At 61.0% G+C, this 16,284-nt stretch carries 18 protein-coding genes; 16 read left to right on the forward strand and 2 right to left on the reverse strand.

The annotated features are described in order from the left end of the window. Positions 1–7 precede the first annotated feature (7 nt). The gene (gene rimM, locus QMK32_RS13765) at positions 8–541 is read left to right on the forward strand and encodes a ribosome maturation factor RimM (protein ID WP_283475601.1); all 534 of its coding nucleotides are present in this window, start codon (positions 8–10) and stop codon (positions 539–541) included. A gap of 4 nt (positions 542–545) precedes the next feature. Beyond that, positions 546–1,226 (forward strand): tRNA (guanosine(37)-N1)-methyltransferase TrmD, encoded by a 681-nt coding sequence (gene trmD, locus QMK32_RS13770; RefSeq protein WP_283475602.1) that lies wholly within the window; start codon positions 546–548, stop codon positions 1,224–1,226. A 22-nt stretch (positions 1,227–1,248) separates the two neighbouring features. Here the strand turns inward: trmD and QMK32_RS13775 are convergent, their stop codons facing one another. Then, entirely contained in the window at positions 1,249–2,208 is a 960-nt protein-coding gene (locus QMK32_RS13775) for a serine hydrolase (RefSeq protein ID WP_283475603.1), read from the reverse strand. 64 nt (positions 2,209–2,272) lie between these two features. Between QMK32_RS13775 and QMK32_RS13780 the strand changes: the two genes are divergently transcribed. From QMK32_RS13780 to QMK32_RS13845, 14 genes are all read left to right on the forward strand, one after another. Further along, positions 2,273–4,588 (forward strand): Tex family protein, encoded by a 2,316-nt coding sequence (locus tag QMK32_RS13780; RefSeq protein WP_283475605.1) that lies wholly within the window; start codon positions 2,273–2,275, stop codon positions 4,586–4,588. Positions 4,589–4,665: 77 nt separating this feature from the next. Further along, positions 4,666–5,511 carry a hypothetical protein gene (locus QMK32_RS13785; RefSeq protein WP_283475607.1) on the forward strand — a complete coding sequence of 282 codons (846 nt, stop codon included), beginning with the start codon at positions 4,666–4,668 and terminating at the stop codon, positions 5,509–5,511. A 151-nt stretch (positions 5,512–5,662) separates the two neighbouring features. Further along, positions 5,663–6,004 carry a 50S ribosomal protein L19 gene (gene rplS / locus QMK32_RS13790; RefSeq protein WP_136169295.1) on the forward strand — a complete coding sequence of 114 codons (342 nt, stop codon included), beginning with the start codon at positions 5,663–5,665 and terminating at the stop codon, positions 6,002–6,004. Between the two features lie 149 nt (positions 6,005–6,153). After that, positions 6,154–6,936, forward strand: a complete 783-nt coding sequence (gene lepB, locus QMK32_RS13795) for a signal peptidase I (RefSeq protein ID WP_283475609.1) — start codon at positions 6,154–6,156, stop codon at positions 6,934–6,936. 14 nt (positions 6,937–6,950) lie between these two features. Next, a complete protein-coding gene (locus QMK32_RS13800; protein ID WP_283475611.1) occupies positions 6,951–7,691 on the forward strand; it encodes a ribonuclease HII in 741 nt (246 codons plus the stop codon). A gap of 40 nt (positions 7,692–7,731) precedes the next feature. Beyond that, positions 7,732–8,037, forward strand: a complete 306-nt coding sequence (locus QMK32_RS13805; RefSeq protein ID WP_283475613.1) for a DUF2469 domain-containing protein — start codon at positions 7,732–7,734, stop codon at positions 8,035–8,037. Between the two features lie 10 nt (positions 8,038–8,047). Beyond that, positions 8,048–8,206, forward strand: a complete 159-nt coding sequence (locus QMK32_RS13810; protein ID WP_168708264.1) for a hypothetical protein — start codon at positions 8,048–8,050, stop codon at positions 8,204–8,206. Between the two features lie 243 nt (positions 8,207–8,449). Beyond that, a complete protein-coding gene (locus QMK32_RS13815) occupies positions 8,450–8,788 on the forward strand; it encodes a histone-like nucleoid-structuring protein Lsr2 (protein WP_283475615.1) in 339 nt (112 codons plus the stop codon). A gap of 300 nt (positions 8,789–9,088) precedes the next feature. Then, positions 9,089–9,442, forward strand: coding sequence for a YraN family protein (locus tag QMK32_RS13820; protein WP_283475617.1), 354 nt, complete (start codon positions 9,089–9,091; stop codon positions 9,440–9,442). Next, positions 9,442–10,950, forward strand: coding sequence for a YifB family Mg chelatase-like AAA ATPase (locus tag QMK32_RS13825; RefSeq protein ID WP_283475619.1), 1,509 nt, complete (start codon positions 9,442–9,444; stop codon positions 10,948–10,950). The genes QMK32_RS13820 and QMK32_RS13825 overlap by 1 nt, the downstream gene beginning before the upstream one ends. Further along, a complete protein-coding gene (gene dprA, locus QMK32_RS13830) occupies positions 10,947–12,071 on the forward strand; it encodes a DNA-processing protein DprA (protein ID WP_283475621.1) in 1,125 nt (374 codons plus the stop codon). Before QMK32_RS13825 ends, dprA begins: the two co-directional genes overlap by 4 nt. Positions 12,072–12,165: 94 nt before the next feature. Next, positions 12,166–12,936 (forward strand): siderophore-interacting protein, encoded by a 771-nt coding sequence (locus QMK32_RS13835; protein WP_136169288.1) that lies wholly within the window; start codon positions 12,166–12,168, stop codon positions 12,934–12,936. Positions 12,937–13,032: 96 nt separating this feature from the next. Further along, a complete protein-coding gene (locus tag QMK32_RS13840; protein ID WP_283475623.1) occupies positions 13,033–13,962 on the forward strand; it encodes a tyrosine recombinase XerC in 930 nt (309 codons plus the stop codon). Positions 13,963–14,345: 383 nt separating this feature from the next. After that, a complete protein-coding gene (locus QMK32_RS13845) occupies positions 14,346–15,464 on the forward strand; it encodes a MinD/ParA family ATP-binding protein (RefSeq protein WP_502943623.1) in 1,119 nt (372 codons plus the stop codon). An 82-nt stretch (positions 15,465–15,546) separates the two neighbouring features. Here QMK32_RS13845 and QMK32_RS13850 read toward each other — a convergent pair whose 3' ends face one another. Further along, positions 15,547–16,059, reverse strand: coding sequence for a murein hydrolase activator EnvC family protein (locus QMK32_RS13850; RefSeq protein WP_283475626.1), 513 nt, complete (start codon positions 16,057–16,059; stop codon positions 15,547–15,549). Between the last annotated feature and the right edge of the window lie 225 nt (positions 16,060–16,284).

A 16,284-nucleotide genomic window follows, 5' to 3' on the forward strand; every position in this document is an offset into this window, starting at 1 on the left:
TCTCGCAATGGAGCTCGTAATCGGTCGTATCGCCAAGTCGCACGGCGTCAAAGGTGAAGTGGTAGTCGATGTTCGCACAGACGAACCGGACGAACGCTTTGCTGTAGGAACTGTGCTGCACGGGCGCAAGCCGCGAGTATCGACCGATACAACCGAATACACAGTGGAAGCCGCCCGGGACCACTCCGGGCGGCTTTTGCTGCGCTTGAAAGGCGTCGACGACCGCAGCGTGTCCGACGCCCTTCGCGGCACACTGTTCGTGATCGATTCCAAAGATCTGCCGGCTTCGTCGGACGATGACGACGAATTTTACGACCATGAGCTCGAGGGCCTGTCGGTCCGTCTGTCCGACGGAACTGTCATCGGTTCGATCCGAGAGGTACTGCATTCGGCGGCGGGGGAGTTGTTGTCCATCCGCCCCGCCGACGGCAGCCGCGCAGAGTTACTCGTGCCGTTCGTTGCCGCGATCGTGACGTCGGTGTCGCTTGCCGACGGCGTCGTCGTGATCGATCCGCCCGAGGGTCTGCTGGACCCGGAGTAGCGCGGTGCAACTCGATATCGTCACGATATTTCCCGAGTACCTGACGCCCCTTCGAACTGCCTTGCTGGGCAAGGCAATCGACAAGGGACTTGTCTCGGTGGAGGTTCACGATCTGAGGTCGTGGACCCACGACGTGCACAAAGCCGTCGACGATTCGCCCTACGGTGGTGGACCAGGAATGGTTATGAAACCCACTGTCTGGGGTGATGCACTCGATGACGTGCTTGCAGAAGATTCACTATTGGTAGTTCCGACGCCTGCTGGTGTGCCCTTCACACAGCGAACCGCCGAGCGGTGGGCGGATGAACGTCATCTGGTGTTCGCGTGTGGCCGGTACGAAGGCATCGATCAGCGAGTCTTCGACGACGCAGCTCGAAGAGTTCGCGTCGAAGAAGTGAGTATCGGTGATTACGTCCTCATCGGCGGCGAGGCTGCAGTCTTGGTGATGAGCGAGGCCGTTGTACGGCTCCTGCCGGGTGTGCTCGGCAATCAGCAATCGCACCAACAAGATTCGTTCTCCGATGGGTTGCTCGAGGGCCCCAGCTACACCAGGCCGGTGAGTTGGCGTGGACTCGAGGTTCCCGACGTACTCCTCTCCGGCGACCATGCGCGGGTCGCCGCATGGCGCGCGGAACAGTCCCTCCGACGTACTACCGAGCGTCGACCGGATCTCTTGTCGGACTGAACGGTTCGAGCGAGGGGAGAGGCTAGCTGCCGATCGTGCCGTCCGGAAACAGCATCGTCACGACGCCGGTGAGCGTGTCGCGAGCGTGCTGAGCGCTACTGTCGTCGGTGACGTCGACAACCGCGGTGTCCGGATAGTGCTCCATATCGTCCTCGTAATGAATCTCCTCGCGAGAAACGAATGCCAACACGTAGCGATTGTCGATGCCTACTGTGCCCGTCGACAGATGAATCCATCGGTCCGCGATGCAGCACATCCACCCCTGTTTGACCGCGAACACCGGCTCGGCCGGTAGGCCGTCGACGACGCCGAAATGCTGGCGATACCCATCGGTGGCCACCGGAGCCGATTGTCGAAGTAGCCCGATCATCGTTGCTGTCGACGCGGGTGAGAGTCCGCCGACGCAATCCAGCAGTCGTGTGTAGTAGGCGACGAGGTCGGCAGCGGTCGACATGGTGTTCCACCACAGGTCATCCCACGGAGGTGTGGTCGCCGTCAATCCGTAGCGCTCGGTCACGCGCGTGATGATCTCGGACCCGCCATACTTGTCCCACAAGTAATTTGCGGCAAAGTCGTCCGAAGATTCCAGCATCGTCGTCAACGACTCCATGTCTTCTTCGGCAACCGGGACCTGGCTCACATCCGCCCCATGCAGTACGTCGTCGGCGATGAACAGCTTGGATACCGACGCCGTTTCGATCGATTCGGCATCTCCGCTGGCAAAGTACGCACCGGTCTCGCGATCGAGGAAAGCGAAATCGACCTCCGCGCCACGCCCGATGGCCGACGCCACTGCTTCGGGTATGCGCGACTCGATAGACATGTCTTCGACGGTGGCCGTGTCGGGAAAAGGTGATTCGGAAGCATCGATCGCGAGCGCGGCCGGGGTGTCGTCGGGGGCACTGCACCCAGTGGAAAGAATCGATACCGCAGTGATGAGGGCCGTGAACGATACCGCCAGGACTTGCATCGGCCTGGACATGTCTGCAATCCCCCACGATGGTCACTGATGTTCTCGTCTTAGAGTAGCGGTAGGGTCCAACGCCGTGACGACTGCTCTGAAATCTGTGAACAAGCGTATAGCCGAAGAACTCGACGTCCGCGAGGAGCAGGTCCGCGCGGCCGTGGATCTGTTGGACAGCGGTTCGACCGTTCCGTTCATCGCTCGGTATCGGAAGGAGGTCACCGGCAGCCTCGACGACGCCCAGCTCCGCCAGCTGGACGAGCGGCTGCGGTACCTTCGCGAACTCGACGAGCGACGTGATGCGGTCATCGAATCGATTCGATCCCAAGGCAAGCTCGATGAGGCACTAGAGCAGTCCCTGATGTCGGCCGAGACGAAAGCCAGAGTCGAGGACATCTACCTGCCGTTCAAGCCGAAGCGCAGAACGAAGGCTCAGATCGCGCGGGAGGCCGGGCACGAGCCTGTCGCCGACGCACTCATCTCCGATCCGAATACCGACCCGGCGCAGTACGACACCGAACAACTCGACGGTGCACGCGCAATCCTCGTCGAACGTTTCGCGGAGGATCCGGACCTGGTGGGCGAACTTCGTGAGCTCATGTGGACCCGCGGCAAGTTGACGGCGTCCGTCCGTAAGGGCAAGGAGGACGAAGGCTCCAAATTTGCGGACTACTTCGAATTCTCCGAACCCTTCACCAGTTTGCCTTCACACCGGATTCTCGCGGCACTGCGCGGGGAGAAAGAGGAGATTCTCTCCCTGGGCCTCGAGCCGGAGCAGGAGGAAGCGCAGCCTGGAGTTCCCACGGTCTACGAAGGACGCATCGCGAAGAAGTTCGACATCGCCGATCGTGGCCGCGCCGGTGACCGCTGGCTCCTCGACACCGTGCGTTGGGCATGGCGGACCAAGCTCCTGGTAACCATGGCAATCGACGTTAGGATGCGCCTTCGACAGTCCGCCGAAAAGGACGCAGTGGATGTGTTCGCGTCCAACCTGAAGGACTTGTTGCTTGCAGCTCCTGCAGGCAACCGTTCGACGATGGGTCTCGATCCGGGATTCCGGACAGGCACCAAAGTTGCAGTGGTGGATTCGACGGGCAAGGTCGTCGACTACGACACGATCTATCCGCACAAGCCGCAAGGAAAATGGGACCAGGCGCTCGCGACGCTGGCGGCATTGGCCTCGAAGCACTCGGTTCAATTGATCGCAATCGGAAATGGCACGGCCTCACGCGAAACCGACGCGCTCGCGGCGGAGCTCATCGCCAAATACCCCGCGGCGGGGTTGACCAAGATCGTTGTTTCCGAAGCGGGCGCGTCGGTGTACTCCGCATCGGCGTACGCCTCGAGCGAGTTGCCCGAGCTGGACGTGACGATTCGCGGCGCGGTCTCCATTGCACGACGGCTCCAAGATCCGTTGGCGGAGCTGGTGAAGATCGATCCGAAATCCATCGGGGTCGGCCAGTACCAGCACGACATTTCCGAGGCGTTGTTGGCCAGGTCCCTCGGTGCCGTCGTGGAGGATGCCGTGAACGCCGTCGGGGTCGACGTCAATACAGCCTCCGTTCCGCTGTTGTCCAGAGTGTCGGGAATTGCTGGCTCGCTCGCCGAAAGCATTGTTGCGCATCGTGATCAACACGGTCCTTTCGCCAGTCGCTCCAAGCTCAAAGATGTCGCACGGCTCGGTCCGAAGGCTTTCGAGCAGTGTGCAGGATTCCTGCGCATCGTCGACGGGGATGATCCGCTCGATCGATCGAGCGTCCACCCTGAGGCATACCCGGTAGTTCGGCGCATCGTCGACACGGCCGGTGTGGGGGTACGCGAGGTGATCGGCAACAGCACATTGCTGCGCACGCTCGATCCACGAAAGTTCGCCGACGATCGATTCGGCCTCCCCACCGTCACGGACATCATCGCCGAACTCGAAAAACCGGGTAGGGACCCGCGTCCGGAGTTCAAGACCGCTACCTTCGCGGCAGGTATCGAGAAGATCGCAGATCTGAAGCCGGGGATGACGCTCGAAGGCGTCGTGACGAACGTTGCGGCATTCGGCGCCTTCGTCGATGTCGGCGTCCATCAAGACGGATTGGTGCACGTTTCGGCGTTGTCGCACAACTTTGTCAAGGATCCCCGTGAGGTCGTCAAGTCGGGACAGGTGGTCAAGGTCAAGGTCATGGAGGTCGACATCGCCCGTCAGCGCATCGGCCTGAGCTTGCGTCTCGACGACGAGCCCGGTGCCGGATCGAAGGACAAGTCTCGCGGCGGTCAGCCGGATCGGCGCCAAACGCCACGCAAGGAAGGCCGAGGCAACGACAATCGTGGAGGGGCCGGGCGCCAAACCAGTACTCCCGCGGCCGGCTCCATGGCAGACGCGCTCCGGAACGCAGGATTCGGCAAATAGAGTTCGGCGCAGTGAACCAGTTCAGGATCGTGCATGTTCGACAGATGTCGAACCGGTTGTAAGAAGGGTGGGCCACGGTGAGTGAGTGGCTGGGTCGGGAGATCATCGAGCACGGACGCCTCCCGCTCCTGTGCTTCCTAGTCGGTTTCTTGGTCGGGTTCGCTGTCATTCGGCTCAGCGTTCGATTGATCCGCGCGCAGGTGAAGTGGTGGCCGGGAAACATCACTCCCGGTGGTCGGCACATCCATCACGTCGTGTTCGGGATCGTGCTGATGCTCGTCGCCGGCGTTGCACTCATCACGGTTTACGAGGACGGAACGACCGAGACGGGCGCCGCACTTGCTTCGTTGTTCGGGGTCGGCGCGGCGCTTGTGCTCGACGAGTTCGCACTGATCTTCTATCTCGAGGATGTCTACTGGTCCGAACAAGGCCGAACGTCGATCGATGCGGTGTTCGTCGCGACGGCGGCAACAGGGCTGCTTCTGCTCGGATTTCACCCACTCGAACTGTTGAACGTCACCGACATTCGCCGCGACCCAAACCCCTGGGTGAGGGCCGGGTACACAGCTTTGGCCTTCTTCCACCTCGCTGTATGCGCAGTCGTCGTGCTCAAAGGGAAGATATGGACGGGATTGATCGGGTTGTTCGTAGCGCCGATTCTCTACGTCGGTGCGATCCGGCTGAGCAGGCCCGGAGCGCCCTGGGCACGCTGGTACTACACGAGCAGGCCCAAGCGAATGGAGCGAGCACTTCGGCGCGAGCGCACCATCAGACGTCCGACCATCAGGGCGAAGATCTACCTTCAAGACCTCATTGCGGGGAAACCGAGTATCGGCCACGCCGTCGACGCGACGGAATCCGAACTGGACAGGAAGGTTCGTCCGGCGGCGTCACCTCCGGTGCCGATGGCCTCTGCAGAGTGACACGATTTCGCAACCGGGGTCTATCTCTGGCACAATAGGCGGGTTGCCTGTGCAAGGCACAACCCTAATCGGAGTACGAACCAGCCGAGTTCCGTTCGCGGGACCGCTCGGTTCCTCTGCTCGTGCGAAGAACGCAAGGATGGACCTACCGATGAACACTCTGGACTTTTTGGACAACAAGTCGCTTCGCAGCGACATTCCTGACTTCCGCCCAGGCGACACGTTGAACGTGCACGTCAAGGTTATCGAAGGCTCGAAAGAGCGCATTCAGATCTTCAAGGGCGTCGTGATTCGTCGCCAGGGTGGTGGCGTTCGTGAGACGTTCACCGTCCGTAAGGTTTCCTTCGGTGTCGGTGTCGAGCGCACCTTCCCGGTTCACAGCCCGAACATCGCCGAGTTCGAGGTTCTGACTCGTGGCGATGTTCGTCGCGCGAAGCTCTACTACCTCCGTGACCTTCGTGGCAAGGCTGCCAAGATCAAGGAAAAGCGCTGATTGCGGTCACTTCCGCCCAGCTTCGAAAAGCGCCGCATCGTCCTTCGGGGCGGTGCGGCGCTTTCTTGTCCTCATCACCCTTGCTCGTTTCGTCGGCACGCGTCGGTGCACTGTTCGAACCACACAGAGACTGCGGCTAATCTAGTGCCGTGGCAGATTCCCAGCAGGATCCGAACCGGCCGTCCGACTCGCACAGTGAGAAGTCGGAAGAGACGCGTCGCGAGAAAAAGCCTCGATCCTTCTGGCGTGAACTGCCGATACTCATACTCGTCGCGTTGGTTCTGAGCTTCCTGCTCCAGACGTTCGTTGCACGCGTGTATCTGATTCCGTCCGAGTCGATGGAACCGACACTGCATGGCTGCGCTGGTTGCACCGGGGACCGTATCGTCGTGGAGAAGATCGGTTATCGCTTCGGAGACCCCAAGCCGGGCGACGTCATCGTTTTCCGCGGTCCTGATTCGTGGAACAGCGAATTCACCTCCACTCGGTCGTCGAACGCGATAATCCGTGGCGCCCAGGAAGTCGGCTCGCTGATCGGTGTCGTCGCACCGGACGAAAACGATCTCGTCAAACGAGTGATCGCCACTGGGGGACAGACCGTAGAGTGCTGTGACGCTCAGGGGCGTGTGCTGGTGGACGGTAAGCCGCTCGACGAACCCTATATTCAGATGGACTTCCCGTTCACCCCTGACGTCATGACCTGCGATACCGAGCTGAAGTCCGGTCGCTGCTTTGCGCCTGTAACCGTGCCCGAGGGCAACGTCTGGGTCATGGGTGACAATAGGAGCAATTCGGCCGATTCACGGTTCCATGTCTCGGACGAGCTGATGGGGACCGTGCCGGTCGACAACGTGATCGGCAAGGCGTTCCTCATCGCACTCCCGCCATCGCGGTTCGGCACCCTCGACTCGCCCGACATCCAGGGACAATGAGCTGAACTCGGGCAATGAGTAGTACGAGTCGATCACGAAGTCGTCCGCCGTGGCCACCGCGTCCTGTTATTCGTCGTTCCTCGGGGCTGCGAACGATGGAGTCTGCACTCGACCGCAATGGACTGGGGCCGGTGGCAGGTGTCGACGAGGCGGGGCGGGGTGCGTGTGCCGGTCCGCTGACTGTTGCCGCCTGTGTGCTCGGGGGGAAAGCGCACCCGGCACTTGCCGATCTGAATGATTCGAAGAAGCTGACCGAGAAGCGTCGTGAAGAGCTGTTTCCGAAGATCCAACGGTTGGCGCTCGCGTGGAGCGTGGTGTTCATCGACGCCGATGAGATCGATCGAATCGGTGTCCATGTCGCCAACATCGAGGGAATGCGACGAGCTGTGGCAGGGCTTGCGATGATGCCCGGATATGTTCTGACCGACGGATTCCGGGTTCCTGGACTGCCGGTTCCGTCGCTCCCGGTGATCGGCGGCGACGCGACTGCTGCATGTATCGCGGCGGCCAGTGTTCTCGCCAAGGTATCGCGAGACCGAGTGATGGTCGAGATGGACGCAGAAATCCCTGGTTACGGCTTCGCTGTACACAAGGGTTACAGCACCAGAGCTCATGCGGTAGCAATGTCGGAACTCGGACCGTGCTCCCAACACCGAATGTCCTACGCGAACGTCGTGGCCGCCGCGGCAGCCAGGACCGACGAAGTAGCGTCGGTCCTGGGCCGAATGGACTGCGATGAACGCAATGCGCGATGATTGAACTTCATGCCAGCCGACGGAGGATGAGAAGAAACCGATGAGTGCCGAGGATCTCGAAAAGTACGAAACCGAGATGGAGCTCTCGTTGTATCGGGAGTATCGGGACATCGTCGGTCAATTCAACTATGTGGTCGAGACGGAGCGCCGGTTCTATCTCGCCAACTCTGTCGAGCTCATTCCGCATAACGCGGACGGCGAGATCTATTTCGAACTGCGTATGTCCGATGCCTGGGTCTGGGATATGTACCGACCGGCACGTTTTGTCAAGCATGTTCGGGTGATCACGTTCAAGGACGTCAACATCGAGGAACTCGAAAAGACCGACCTGCGTTTGCCCGAGTAGGCCATTTCCCGTGTCGGTAACCCTGTGGCTGCTGTTGATTGCGGCCGGTACGTATCTCGTCGGCCGGCGACGCTCACGTAAGACACTTGTCATGTGTGCGCAATTGATCGGCGCAGCCGCGCTGTGCTTCGTACTCGGTCAGGTTTTGTGGTCGATTGTGCAGCAGTAGCTTTTCGGTACAGTGAATCGCACGCAATCGGTCGTCGAATAGTATGAGCGTCAATTCTACATCGATTGCAGGACAACGGGAATGGTTGCTCACTTCTTTAGTGAATGTCTCGAAATCGGCTGAATTTGCTCGATATGGAAGCTGAAACGTTGCTGTGGATTTGTGTCCAATGTTGGGAGAATGAGCCAAATGGTGGTAGAAACGGCTCTATAAGCACTTCCCCCGACTGTTAGAGGTTCGGACATGGCACGCAAGACACTCGTCCAAATGATCGATGATGTCGACGGTTCGGTCATCAAGGACGGACAGGGTGAGACCATCGAATTCAGTATCGGTGGCAACCAGTACAGCATCGACCTGAACCTGAAACATGCAAACGAACTGCACGAGCAGTTGGCATTCTGGATCGAGCATTCAGAGAAAGTATCGGGTCGTCGGGCACGTAAGACTTCATCGGCTTCCGCTCGTGGCAAGGCCGATCTGCAGGACATTCGCGCATGGGCTCGGGAAAATGGTTATGACGTGAGCGCACGCGGTCGAATCAGTCAGGACGTGCAAGCAGCGTACGAAGCAGCGCACTGAGTTCATCCCCGTAGAGATCTCATCCACGTAGCTGGACTTAGAGCAATGCCCCGACCGGGAAGGTCGGGGCATTGCTTTGTTTCTGGGTGCCTCCAGTGGTGCAGTGCCATGTAGTGCCATGCACACGGGTACGACACGTGGGCCGCCCGGTGAGTTCAATTTGAGTGGTAGTCCACAGGTGATTCGCTTGTACACAGGGTGATTCTCGAGCTGCGGGGATGCGAATCGGGGGTCCATCGTTGGCGCATCGTCGGTTGCGGGTTCGACAAATCGGCGAACCGACGACCGTGGGGGAGTGCGATGTCCAATTCTGACTTGGGGGCGCGCGGGGAGGCTTTGGCCGCTCTGCGCCTGGTCGATAGCGGAATGGAAATAGTCGAGAGAAATTGGCGTTGCCGGTACGGGGAACTCGATATAGTTGCGCGTGAGGGTGATGTTCTCGTCTTCGTCGAGGTGAAAACGCGTTCGGGGACCGGTTACGGAACACCGGCGGAGTCGGTGACATACGCGAAACAACAGCGGATACGTAAGCTCGCGCTCGCATGGCTGGATGACCGTGACAGCCCCTGGGTGAGACTACGTTTCGACGTGGTCGCCATCATGATGGCACGGGGTGCCGATCCGGTCGTGACACACTTGCGTGGGGTGTTCTGATGGCACTGGGTCGCGCTTTCTCGGTGGCCGTGTCCGGTGTGGATGGCCAAGTAGTGGAGATCGAAGCAGATATCGGTCGCGGATTGCCGGGAGTTCATTTAGTAGGACTCCCGGACACAGCGTTGAACGAGTCACGAGATCGAGTAAAAGCGGCCGTAACGAATTCTGGCAATAGCTGGCCGGATTCTCGGGTGATTCTGGCATTGTCCCCGGCTACTTTGCCGAAAGTCGGCTCCGTCTACGACCTCGGTCTTGCGTTGGCGGTTCTGGATGCAGCCAGACAGATCCCGCGGCGATCGCTCGAAAGGACCGTGTTCCTGGGCGAATTGGCATTGGACGGCAGACTTCGTCCGGTGCGCGGCGTTCTGCCGGGCGTGTTGGCTGTCAAACGTGCGAGGTGGTCACGAGTGGTGGTGCCGACGACGGCACTGGCAGAAGCAGGTCTTGTCGACGGTATCGAAGTGCTCGGAGCAGGTTCGTTGAAGGAAGTCGTCGAATGGCTGCGGGGGGAAGTCGAACTGAGTCGACCGATTCCCGGGCAATTCCGAGAAGAGGTGGCGTATCCGGATATGAGCGAGGTAGTGGGCCAGTCCGAGGCGAGGTGGGCATTGGAAGTCGCTGCGGCCGGTGCGCATCACGTCATGCTGACCGGCCCTCCGGGAATCGGCAAGACGATGTTGGCACAACGACTTCCAGGAATTCTCCCACCACTGACCGAGTCGGAGGCATTGGAGGTGACCGCAATTCATTCGGTTGCCGGGTTGTTGACGACAGAGCGGCCGTTGATTTCTTCGCCTCCTTTCATCGCGCCGCACCATTCGACGTCGGTGAGTGCGCTCGTCGGCGGGGGAACCGGAATGGCGAAACCAGGTGCAGTCAGCCGAGCGCATCGGGGAGTCCTATTTCTCGATGAATGTGCCGAGATGGGCCTGAAAGTGTTGGAGGCGTTGAGAACTCCATTGGAGGATGGTGAGATCAGGATTGCGCGACGCGATGGCGTGGCTCGGTATCCGGCACGTTTTCAATTGGTGTTGGCTGCGAATCCTTGCCCATGTGCACCGGCCAGAAATGCCGATTGTGTTTGTGCGCCGATGGTTCGGCGAAAGTACCTCGGCAAGCTGTCCGGTCCGCTTCTCGACCGCGTCGATCTGCGCATCGCCATGATGGGGGTTGCGACCGGTGCTTTGACGGACGAGCTCGGAGAGACCACCGAGCACGTGCGCGCCCGCGTCATCGCTGCACGCGAGCAGGCCGCCGAACGTTGGCGCGAATACGGGTGGCGGACGAACGCCGAGGTTCCTGGGCCGGCGCTGCGGCAGAAGTTCACGCTCTCGCGTGAAGCCTTGGTGCCGGTCGAGAGAGCGCTTCGTAATGGTTCGCTGACCGCCCGAGGTGCGGATCGTGCACTTCGTGTGTCCTGGACTTTGAACGATCTGGCTGGGGGAGACATGCCAGGCATCGGAGAGGTGGGAGCCGCTTTGGACTTTCGAGACAGGGGGACGAGGTGACCACGCACGATCCACGTCGCCTGGCCTGGGCGTACCTCTCGCGCGTTGCTCAGGGGCCGCATCGAGTACTTCGCGACTTCGCAGCCGAGGCAGGTCCCGAGGGCGCCGCCGATGCCGTCTCCCGTGGGGCCCTTGGTGAGCGACTACAGGTTCGCTCGCATATCGACACTGCACAAGCGGATCTCGATCTTGTTGCATCCCAGGGCGGTCGGCTCATCACCCCCGATGACGACGAGTGGCCGATGTGGCGACTTCTCGCGTTCGACGGCGCTGGGATGCCAGTAGGAAACGATCAATGTGCACCTTTGGCCTTGTGGGTTCTCGGTGCAGTTTCGGTTGCGGAGTTGACGGAACGAGCCGTATCGATCGTCGGTACGCGTGCCGCCACGTCGTACGGCGAGCATGTGACTGCCGAGATTGCCGGAGATCTGGCAATCGACGGGTGGACGATTTTATCGGGGGCGGCATTCGGGATCGATGCGGCCGCTCACCGAGCAGCATTGGGCGTGGGTGGTTCGACGGTGGCCGTACTCGCGTGCGGAATCGATCGAGCATATCCCTCGGGACATTCCCGCTTGCTTCACCGAATCGCCCAGACGGGGGCCGTCATCAGTGAGTACGCCCCCGGCACGACGCCGGCCAAACATCGCTTTCTCGCTCGCAATCGTTTGGTTGCAGGCCTCGGCTCGGCTGTGGTCATCGTGGAGGCCGGTTGGCGCAGCGGTGCACGCAACACAGCAGGGTGGGCTCGCAAACTCGGACGGCCGGTACTTGCGGTTCCGGGTCCGGTGACGTCGGCGGCATCGAAGGGGTGCCACCGAATGATTCGTGAAGGCGAAGCGTGTTTGGTTGCCGATGCCCACGACGTGGTCGCCGAAGCAGGAATGGCTGGGGAGACCGACGAGGGTAGACCCTCGATGTTTCGCGAGATCGATGCACTGTCCGAGTCGGCGCTGTTGGTGTACGAGGCGCTACCTGCGTCCGGAACGCTATCGCCGCGTGAACTTTCCGATGTGTCCTCGTTGCCTCTGGCTACTGTTCGATCGGTATTGCCTCTGTTGGAACTGGACGGGTTCGTGGCCAGTGACGAGACCGGGTGGTCCCGGGTGGCACGCACGTGAACAATCCGAGGAACTGCCGGAAACGGTAGGGTGTTAGGTAACACTTACTCTTCTAGGCAGTAAAACTATGTCAACAGCTCGGAAAGGCTGAAAAGTGGCACGACGCAAAACCGTCCTGACCGTCCTCCGTACGGAATCACTGACACCGCACATGCAACGGGTGTATCTCGGCGATCCAGGATTCGACGACTTCCAACCGGTCGATTTCACCGACTCGTACGTGAAGCTCGCCTTCGGCTCGGAGGACGAGGAAGTAAAGCGCACTTACACGGTCCGCTCCGTCGATGTCGATGCTCGCGAGATTGCGATCGATTTCGTCGTCCACGGTGACGAGGGCATTGCCGGACCTTGGGCGGCCAACGCGAAGGCAGGCGACCGCATCGGCCTGTATGGCCCCAACGGCGCTTACAAGCCGCGTCCAGAGGCGGATTGGCATCTCTTTGCCGGCGACGAATCTGCTATCCCCGCCATCTCCGCTGCGGTCGAGGCACTGCCGGAAGATGCGATTGCGAAGGTGTTCGTCGAGGTGTCGGACCGCAAGGACGAAATCTACATGGAGACGCTTGCGCTCGTGGACGTCACGTGGATTCACCGCGGGGCCGGTTCCGGCGAAGTCGGTGACGACAAGGCCGGGGACAACTCACCGCTGATCGAGGCCGTTCGAAACACCGAATGGCTACCGGGCCAGGCTCAGGTGTTCATTCATGGCGAAGCGCAGGCAGTGATGCACAATCTGCGTGGCTACGTGCGTAAGGACCGAGGTGTTCCTGCCGAGTGGGCCTCGATCTCCGGCTATTGGAGACGGGGGCGCACCGAGGAGACCTTCCGCGTGTGGAAGCGTGAGTTGGCCGAGGCCGAAGCGTGACCGCGAGCGATGGACGTCGCGTCTCGGCGGATAAACCAGTTGGGATGTCCGGCGCGGCTGGTTGCTCCCCTTCAGTGCAGCGGTAAGGCTGTGTGAATGGCCGACGACGAGCTCCCACCGACGTTGCGCGTACACCTCGAGGAGTATGCCGAGCATCTCGAAATCGGACGCAATCGATCGGTCAACACCGTGCGCGCATACGTGGCCGATGCAGAGTCGTTGCTCCGCCATCTCATCCGACGTAACGCGTCGGCAACGCTGGCCGACCTCGATCTGCGGGTACTCCGGTCCTGGCTGGCGGATCAGGCTCGGCACGGATCCGCTAGAACGTCGATGGCCAGACGAACGTCTTCGGCTCGCGCCTTCACCGCATGGCTCACTCGTAGTGCCCGCATGACCTCCGATCCAGCGCTGCGTTTGGCAACACCGGCGGTCCGGCGCTCACTGCCCTCGGTTCTCAAGCAGAGTCAAGCCTCCGAGGCGCTGACCCAGGCCCAAACCGGAGCGGCAGAGCTGGATCCACTTGCACTGCGAGATCGCCTGATAGTGGAAATGTTGTACGCCACCGGAATCCGAGTCGGCGAGCTGTGCGGACTCGATCTGGACGATATCGATACCGGTCGACGAGTGGTCCGAGTGATCGGAAAGGGTGACAAAGAGCGTTCGGCTCCATACGGAGTTCCGGCGGCGCATGCCCTCGAGGCTTGGTCGTTGCACGGGCGTCCGGCGCTGTTGAACGATCGTTCGGGGCGTGCGCTGCTGCTGGGTCGCAGAGGCGCACGTATAGATCCCCGCCAGGCCCGGACCGCTGTGCACGAGGTCGTGTCGGCGGTACCTGGTGCGCCCGACATCGGGCCGCATGGGTTGCGCCACTCCGCGGCCACCCACCTTCTCGAGGGCGGTGCCGACCTTCGGGTGGTGCAGGAGTTGCTCGGGCATGCATCCCTTGCAACCACTCAGATCTACACTCACGTGTCGGTGGAGCGATTGCGGGCGGTACACGACCAAGCGCATCCGCGAGCGTGAGCAACGCCAGTTACTGGCGAGTTTGGTAGCGTCGTGGCGAAACAAACCGCACGCAAAGTATTGTGTTGCGTAACTGCAGCTCAGTTCGAAAACTGCTGTGGAGTCCAAAGCTGAAGTCGAAATCCGGATACGGGGGGACCGTGGACCGCGAACAACCCCAAGGCGCCAGCGCCGCGTGGTCGATCCGTGCCCAGTCGAATTCTGGTCATCCTTTTCGATCGAACTCCTCGCCGATCGAGCCGGTGTGGACACAGGCATCGTCCGCTGACTCGGGTTCGAGCAGCGGCGAACCCGCGGCCGACGACCGGCAGGTACCTCCGTGGCAATCTGGTCGGTCGGCCGATCGCCAGTCGCCACCGCGCTACACCCCACCTTCGCAAGTAATTCCCGAGCCTGTTCGCAACGGCCGCGTCGATGACTGGACCCCACCGTGGTCGGGTCCTTCTGCCGCCCGTTCTCAGCAGGTTCAGAACCCCAGTGGATATCCGCCTGGTGAGCCGGCCTTCGGTGCAACACCGGGGCCGAATCAGCCTTTCGGAGCGCAGTACCAGCCGACCAGCCAGGATCTTGCTCCCGACACGCTTCTCAAGCGTCCGCGGCGCACTTCGTCGTCGGGCTGGCGCAAGGGTGTACATCGACTTACCGGTGGGGTGATCAATCCAGGTGAATCGACCGCGGAGGAGCGCTACCGCAACCAAGTGGAGCGCATAAGGCAACCGGTCCTGGGTGACTATCGCATCGCGTTTCTTTCGCTCAAAGGGGGTGTCGGCAAGACGACGACGACCCTGGGCCTCGGGTCTACTTTCGCGTCGCTGCGTGGTGATTGCGTCATCGCAGTCGATGCGAACCCCGATTTCGGAACTCTGGGTGAACGGGTTCCGCGTCAGACCTCGTCGACAGTGCGCGATCTACTGGCGGATGCTCCCAACATTCGACGCTATTCCGACATTCGTGCGCATACCTCTCAGGCGCCGAGTCGATTGGAAGTTCTTGCCGGAGAACGTGATCCTGCGGCATCGGAGATGTTCGGCGAAGAGGACTACCGTTCCGTCATCGATATGCTCCAGGTCTACTACAACTTGATCTTGACCGACTGCGGCACGGGCATCATGCACTCGGCGATGAACGGCGTGCTGCAACTGGCAAATGCACTCGTGCTCGTCTCCTCACCCGCTGTCGATGGCGCGCGTAGCGCAGCGGCCACGCTCGATTGGCTTCAGTTGCACGGTTATGGGCACCTGGTCGAGCGCACAGTGGTCGTGATCAGTTCGGTTCGGCCTGGTTCTTCCGCAATCGATATGAACTTGCTGACTCAGCATTTCTTGGAACGGTGCCGCGCAGTGCTCGTCGTACCGTTCGACGAGCATTTGGCAGAGGGGGCCGTGGTCGATCTGGACCTTCTTCGTCCGCAGACACGCTCCGCATTCGTCGAGCTTGCGGCGATGGTGGCTGATGACTTCCCGGCAGCATCCGGACGGCATTCGGGTCCGAGTTGGCGCTGATCCGGGTGCGGCCTGCTCACGCAGGTTTGCCTCTCGCATCGTGGGACCATTCGAATTCGGTTGTCGTCGAACCTCGTTCGAGCTAATTCGCGTGAAGAGGCTTGAGTCGAATCGGTGTGAAGTGGACCAGCGCCAACGGGTCGAGGTACTCCCGGCCTCGTCGCACACCCCAGTGCAGACACACTTCCCTGCAGCTGGGATGGCCTGGTTCGAGCGTGCCGACAACTTCTGAGGCTCTGACCCGCATTCCGGCGTGGACCGACGAGGTCACCGGTTCGTAGGTGGTGCGAAGTCCACCTGGGTGGTCGATCGAAACCACGGGTTTTCCTGCTATTCGGCCCGCGAATACGACTGTGCCAGGCCCTGCTGCGTGTACTGCTTGGTTGGAGCTCCCTGCCAGGTCGACGCCGCGATGGCCCGGGAGCCAGTCATGCTCGGGAGGGTCGAAAGCGGTGACCACTGCCGGTCGCGGCGACAACGGCCAGCGAAATGCTTGCGAAGGGGTCGGAGGGGAGGCCCCGGCCGGGGAGGCGTCGGCCAGGCCGACGGCGGCCGAGATGAGCGCGATCACGAGGGCTGCTGCCAGGACTTTCATGGTGTTCAGGATGTCGGTTCGAGCAATTGTCCAGGGTGCCGTTTGTCCGGCCTGTGGACGGAGTGAAGTTTTGTCCACATATCTCTTCGTCCCTTGACCTCCGCCCTGGTTATGAGCTGCGGCTTTCAGGCCGTACACTGTCGGAGCGACCTGTGTCCGCACGGGTCGACTTCGCGCGTCCGCGTCTTGAGGCAGCCATTTCGACAATGGAAGCCACATACCCGG

The sequence above is a fragment of the Rhodococcus sp. H29-C3 genome, assembly GCF_030063405.1.
Classification (GTDB): Bacteria; Actinomycetota; Actinomycetes; order Mycobacteriales; family Mycobacteriaceae; genus Rhodococcoides.

Bases quoted from the DNA above. Each gene is read 5' to 3' on its own strand.
- rimM (WP_283475601.1), top strand. From the start codon at position 8: ATGGAGCTCGTAATCGGTCGTATCGCCAAGTCGCACGGCGTCAAAGGT.
- rplS (WP_136169295.1), top strand. From the start codon at position 5,663: ATGAACACTCTGGACTTTTTGGACAACAAGTCGCTTCGCAGCGACATT.
- QMK32_RS13815 (WP_283475615.1), top strand. From the start codon at position 8,450: ATGGCACGCAAGACACTCGTCCAAATGATCGATGATGTCGACGGTTCG.
- QMK32_RS13805 (WP_283475613.1), top strand. From the start codon at position 7,732: ATGAGTGCCGAGGATCTCGAAAAGTACGAAACCGAGATGGAGCTCTCG.
- QMK32_RS13825 (WP_283475619.1), top strand. From the start codon at position 9,442: ATGGCACTGGGTCGCGCTTTCTCGGTGGCCGTGTCCGGTGTGGATGGC.
- QMK32_RS13840 (WP_283475623.1), top strand. From the start codon at position 13,033: ATGGCCGACGACGAGCTCCCACCGACGTTGCGCGTACACCTCGAGGAG.
- QMK32_RS13775 (WP_283475603.1), bottom strand. From the start codon at position 2,208: ATGTCCAGGCCGATGCAAGTCCTGGCGGTATCGTTCACGGCCCTCATC.
- QMK32_RS13800 (WP_283475611.1), top strand. From the start codon at position 6,951: ATGAGTAGTACGAGTCGATCACGAAGTCGTCCGCCGTGGCCACCGCGT.
- QMK32_RS13820 (WP_283475617.1), top strand. From the start codon at position 9,089: ATGTCCAATTCTGACTTGGGGGCGCGCGGGGAGGCTTTGGCCGCTCTG.
- QMK32_RS13850 (WP_283475626.1), bottom strand. From the start codon at position 16,059: ATGAAAGTCCTGGCAGCAGCCCTCGTGATCGCGCTCATCTCGGCCGCC.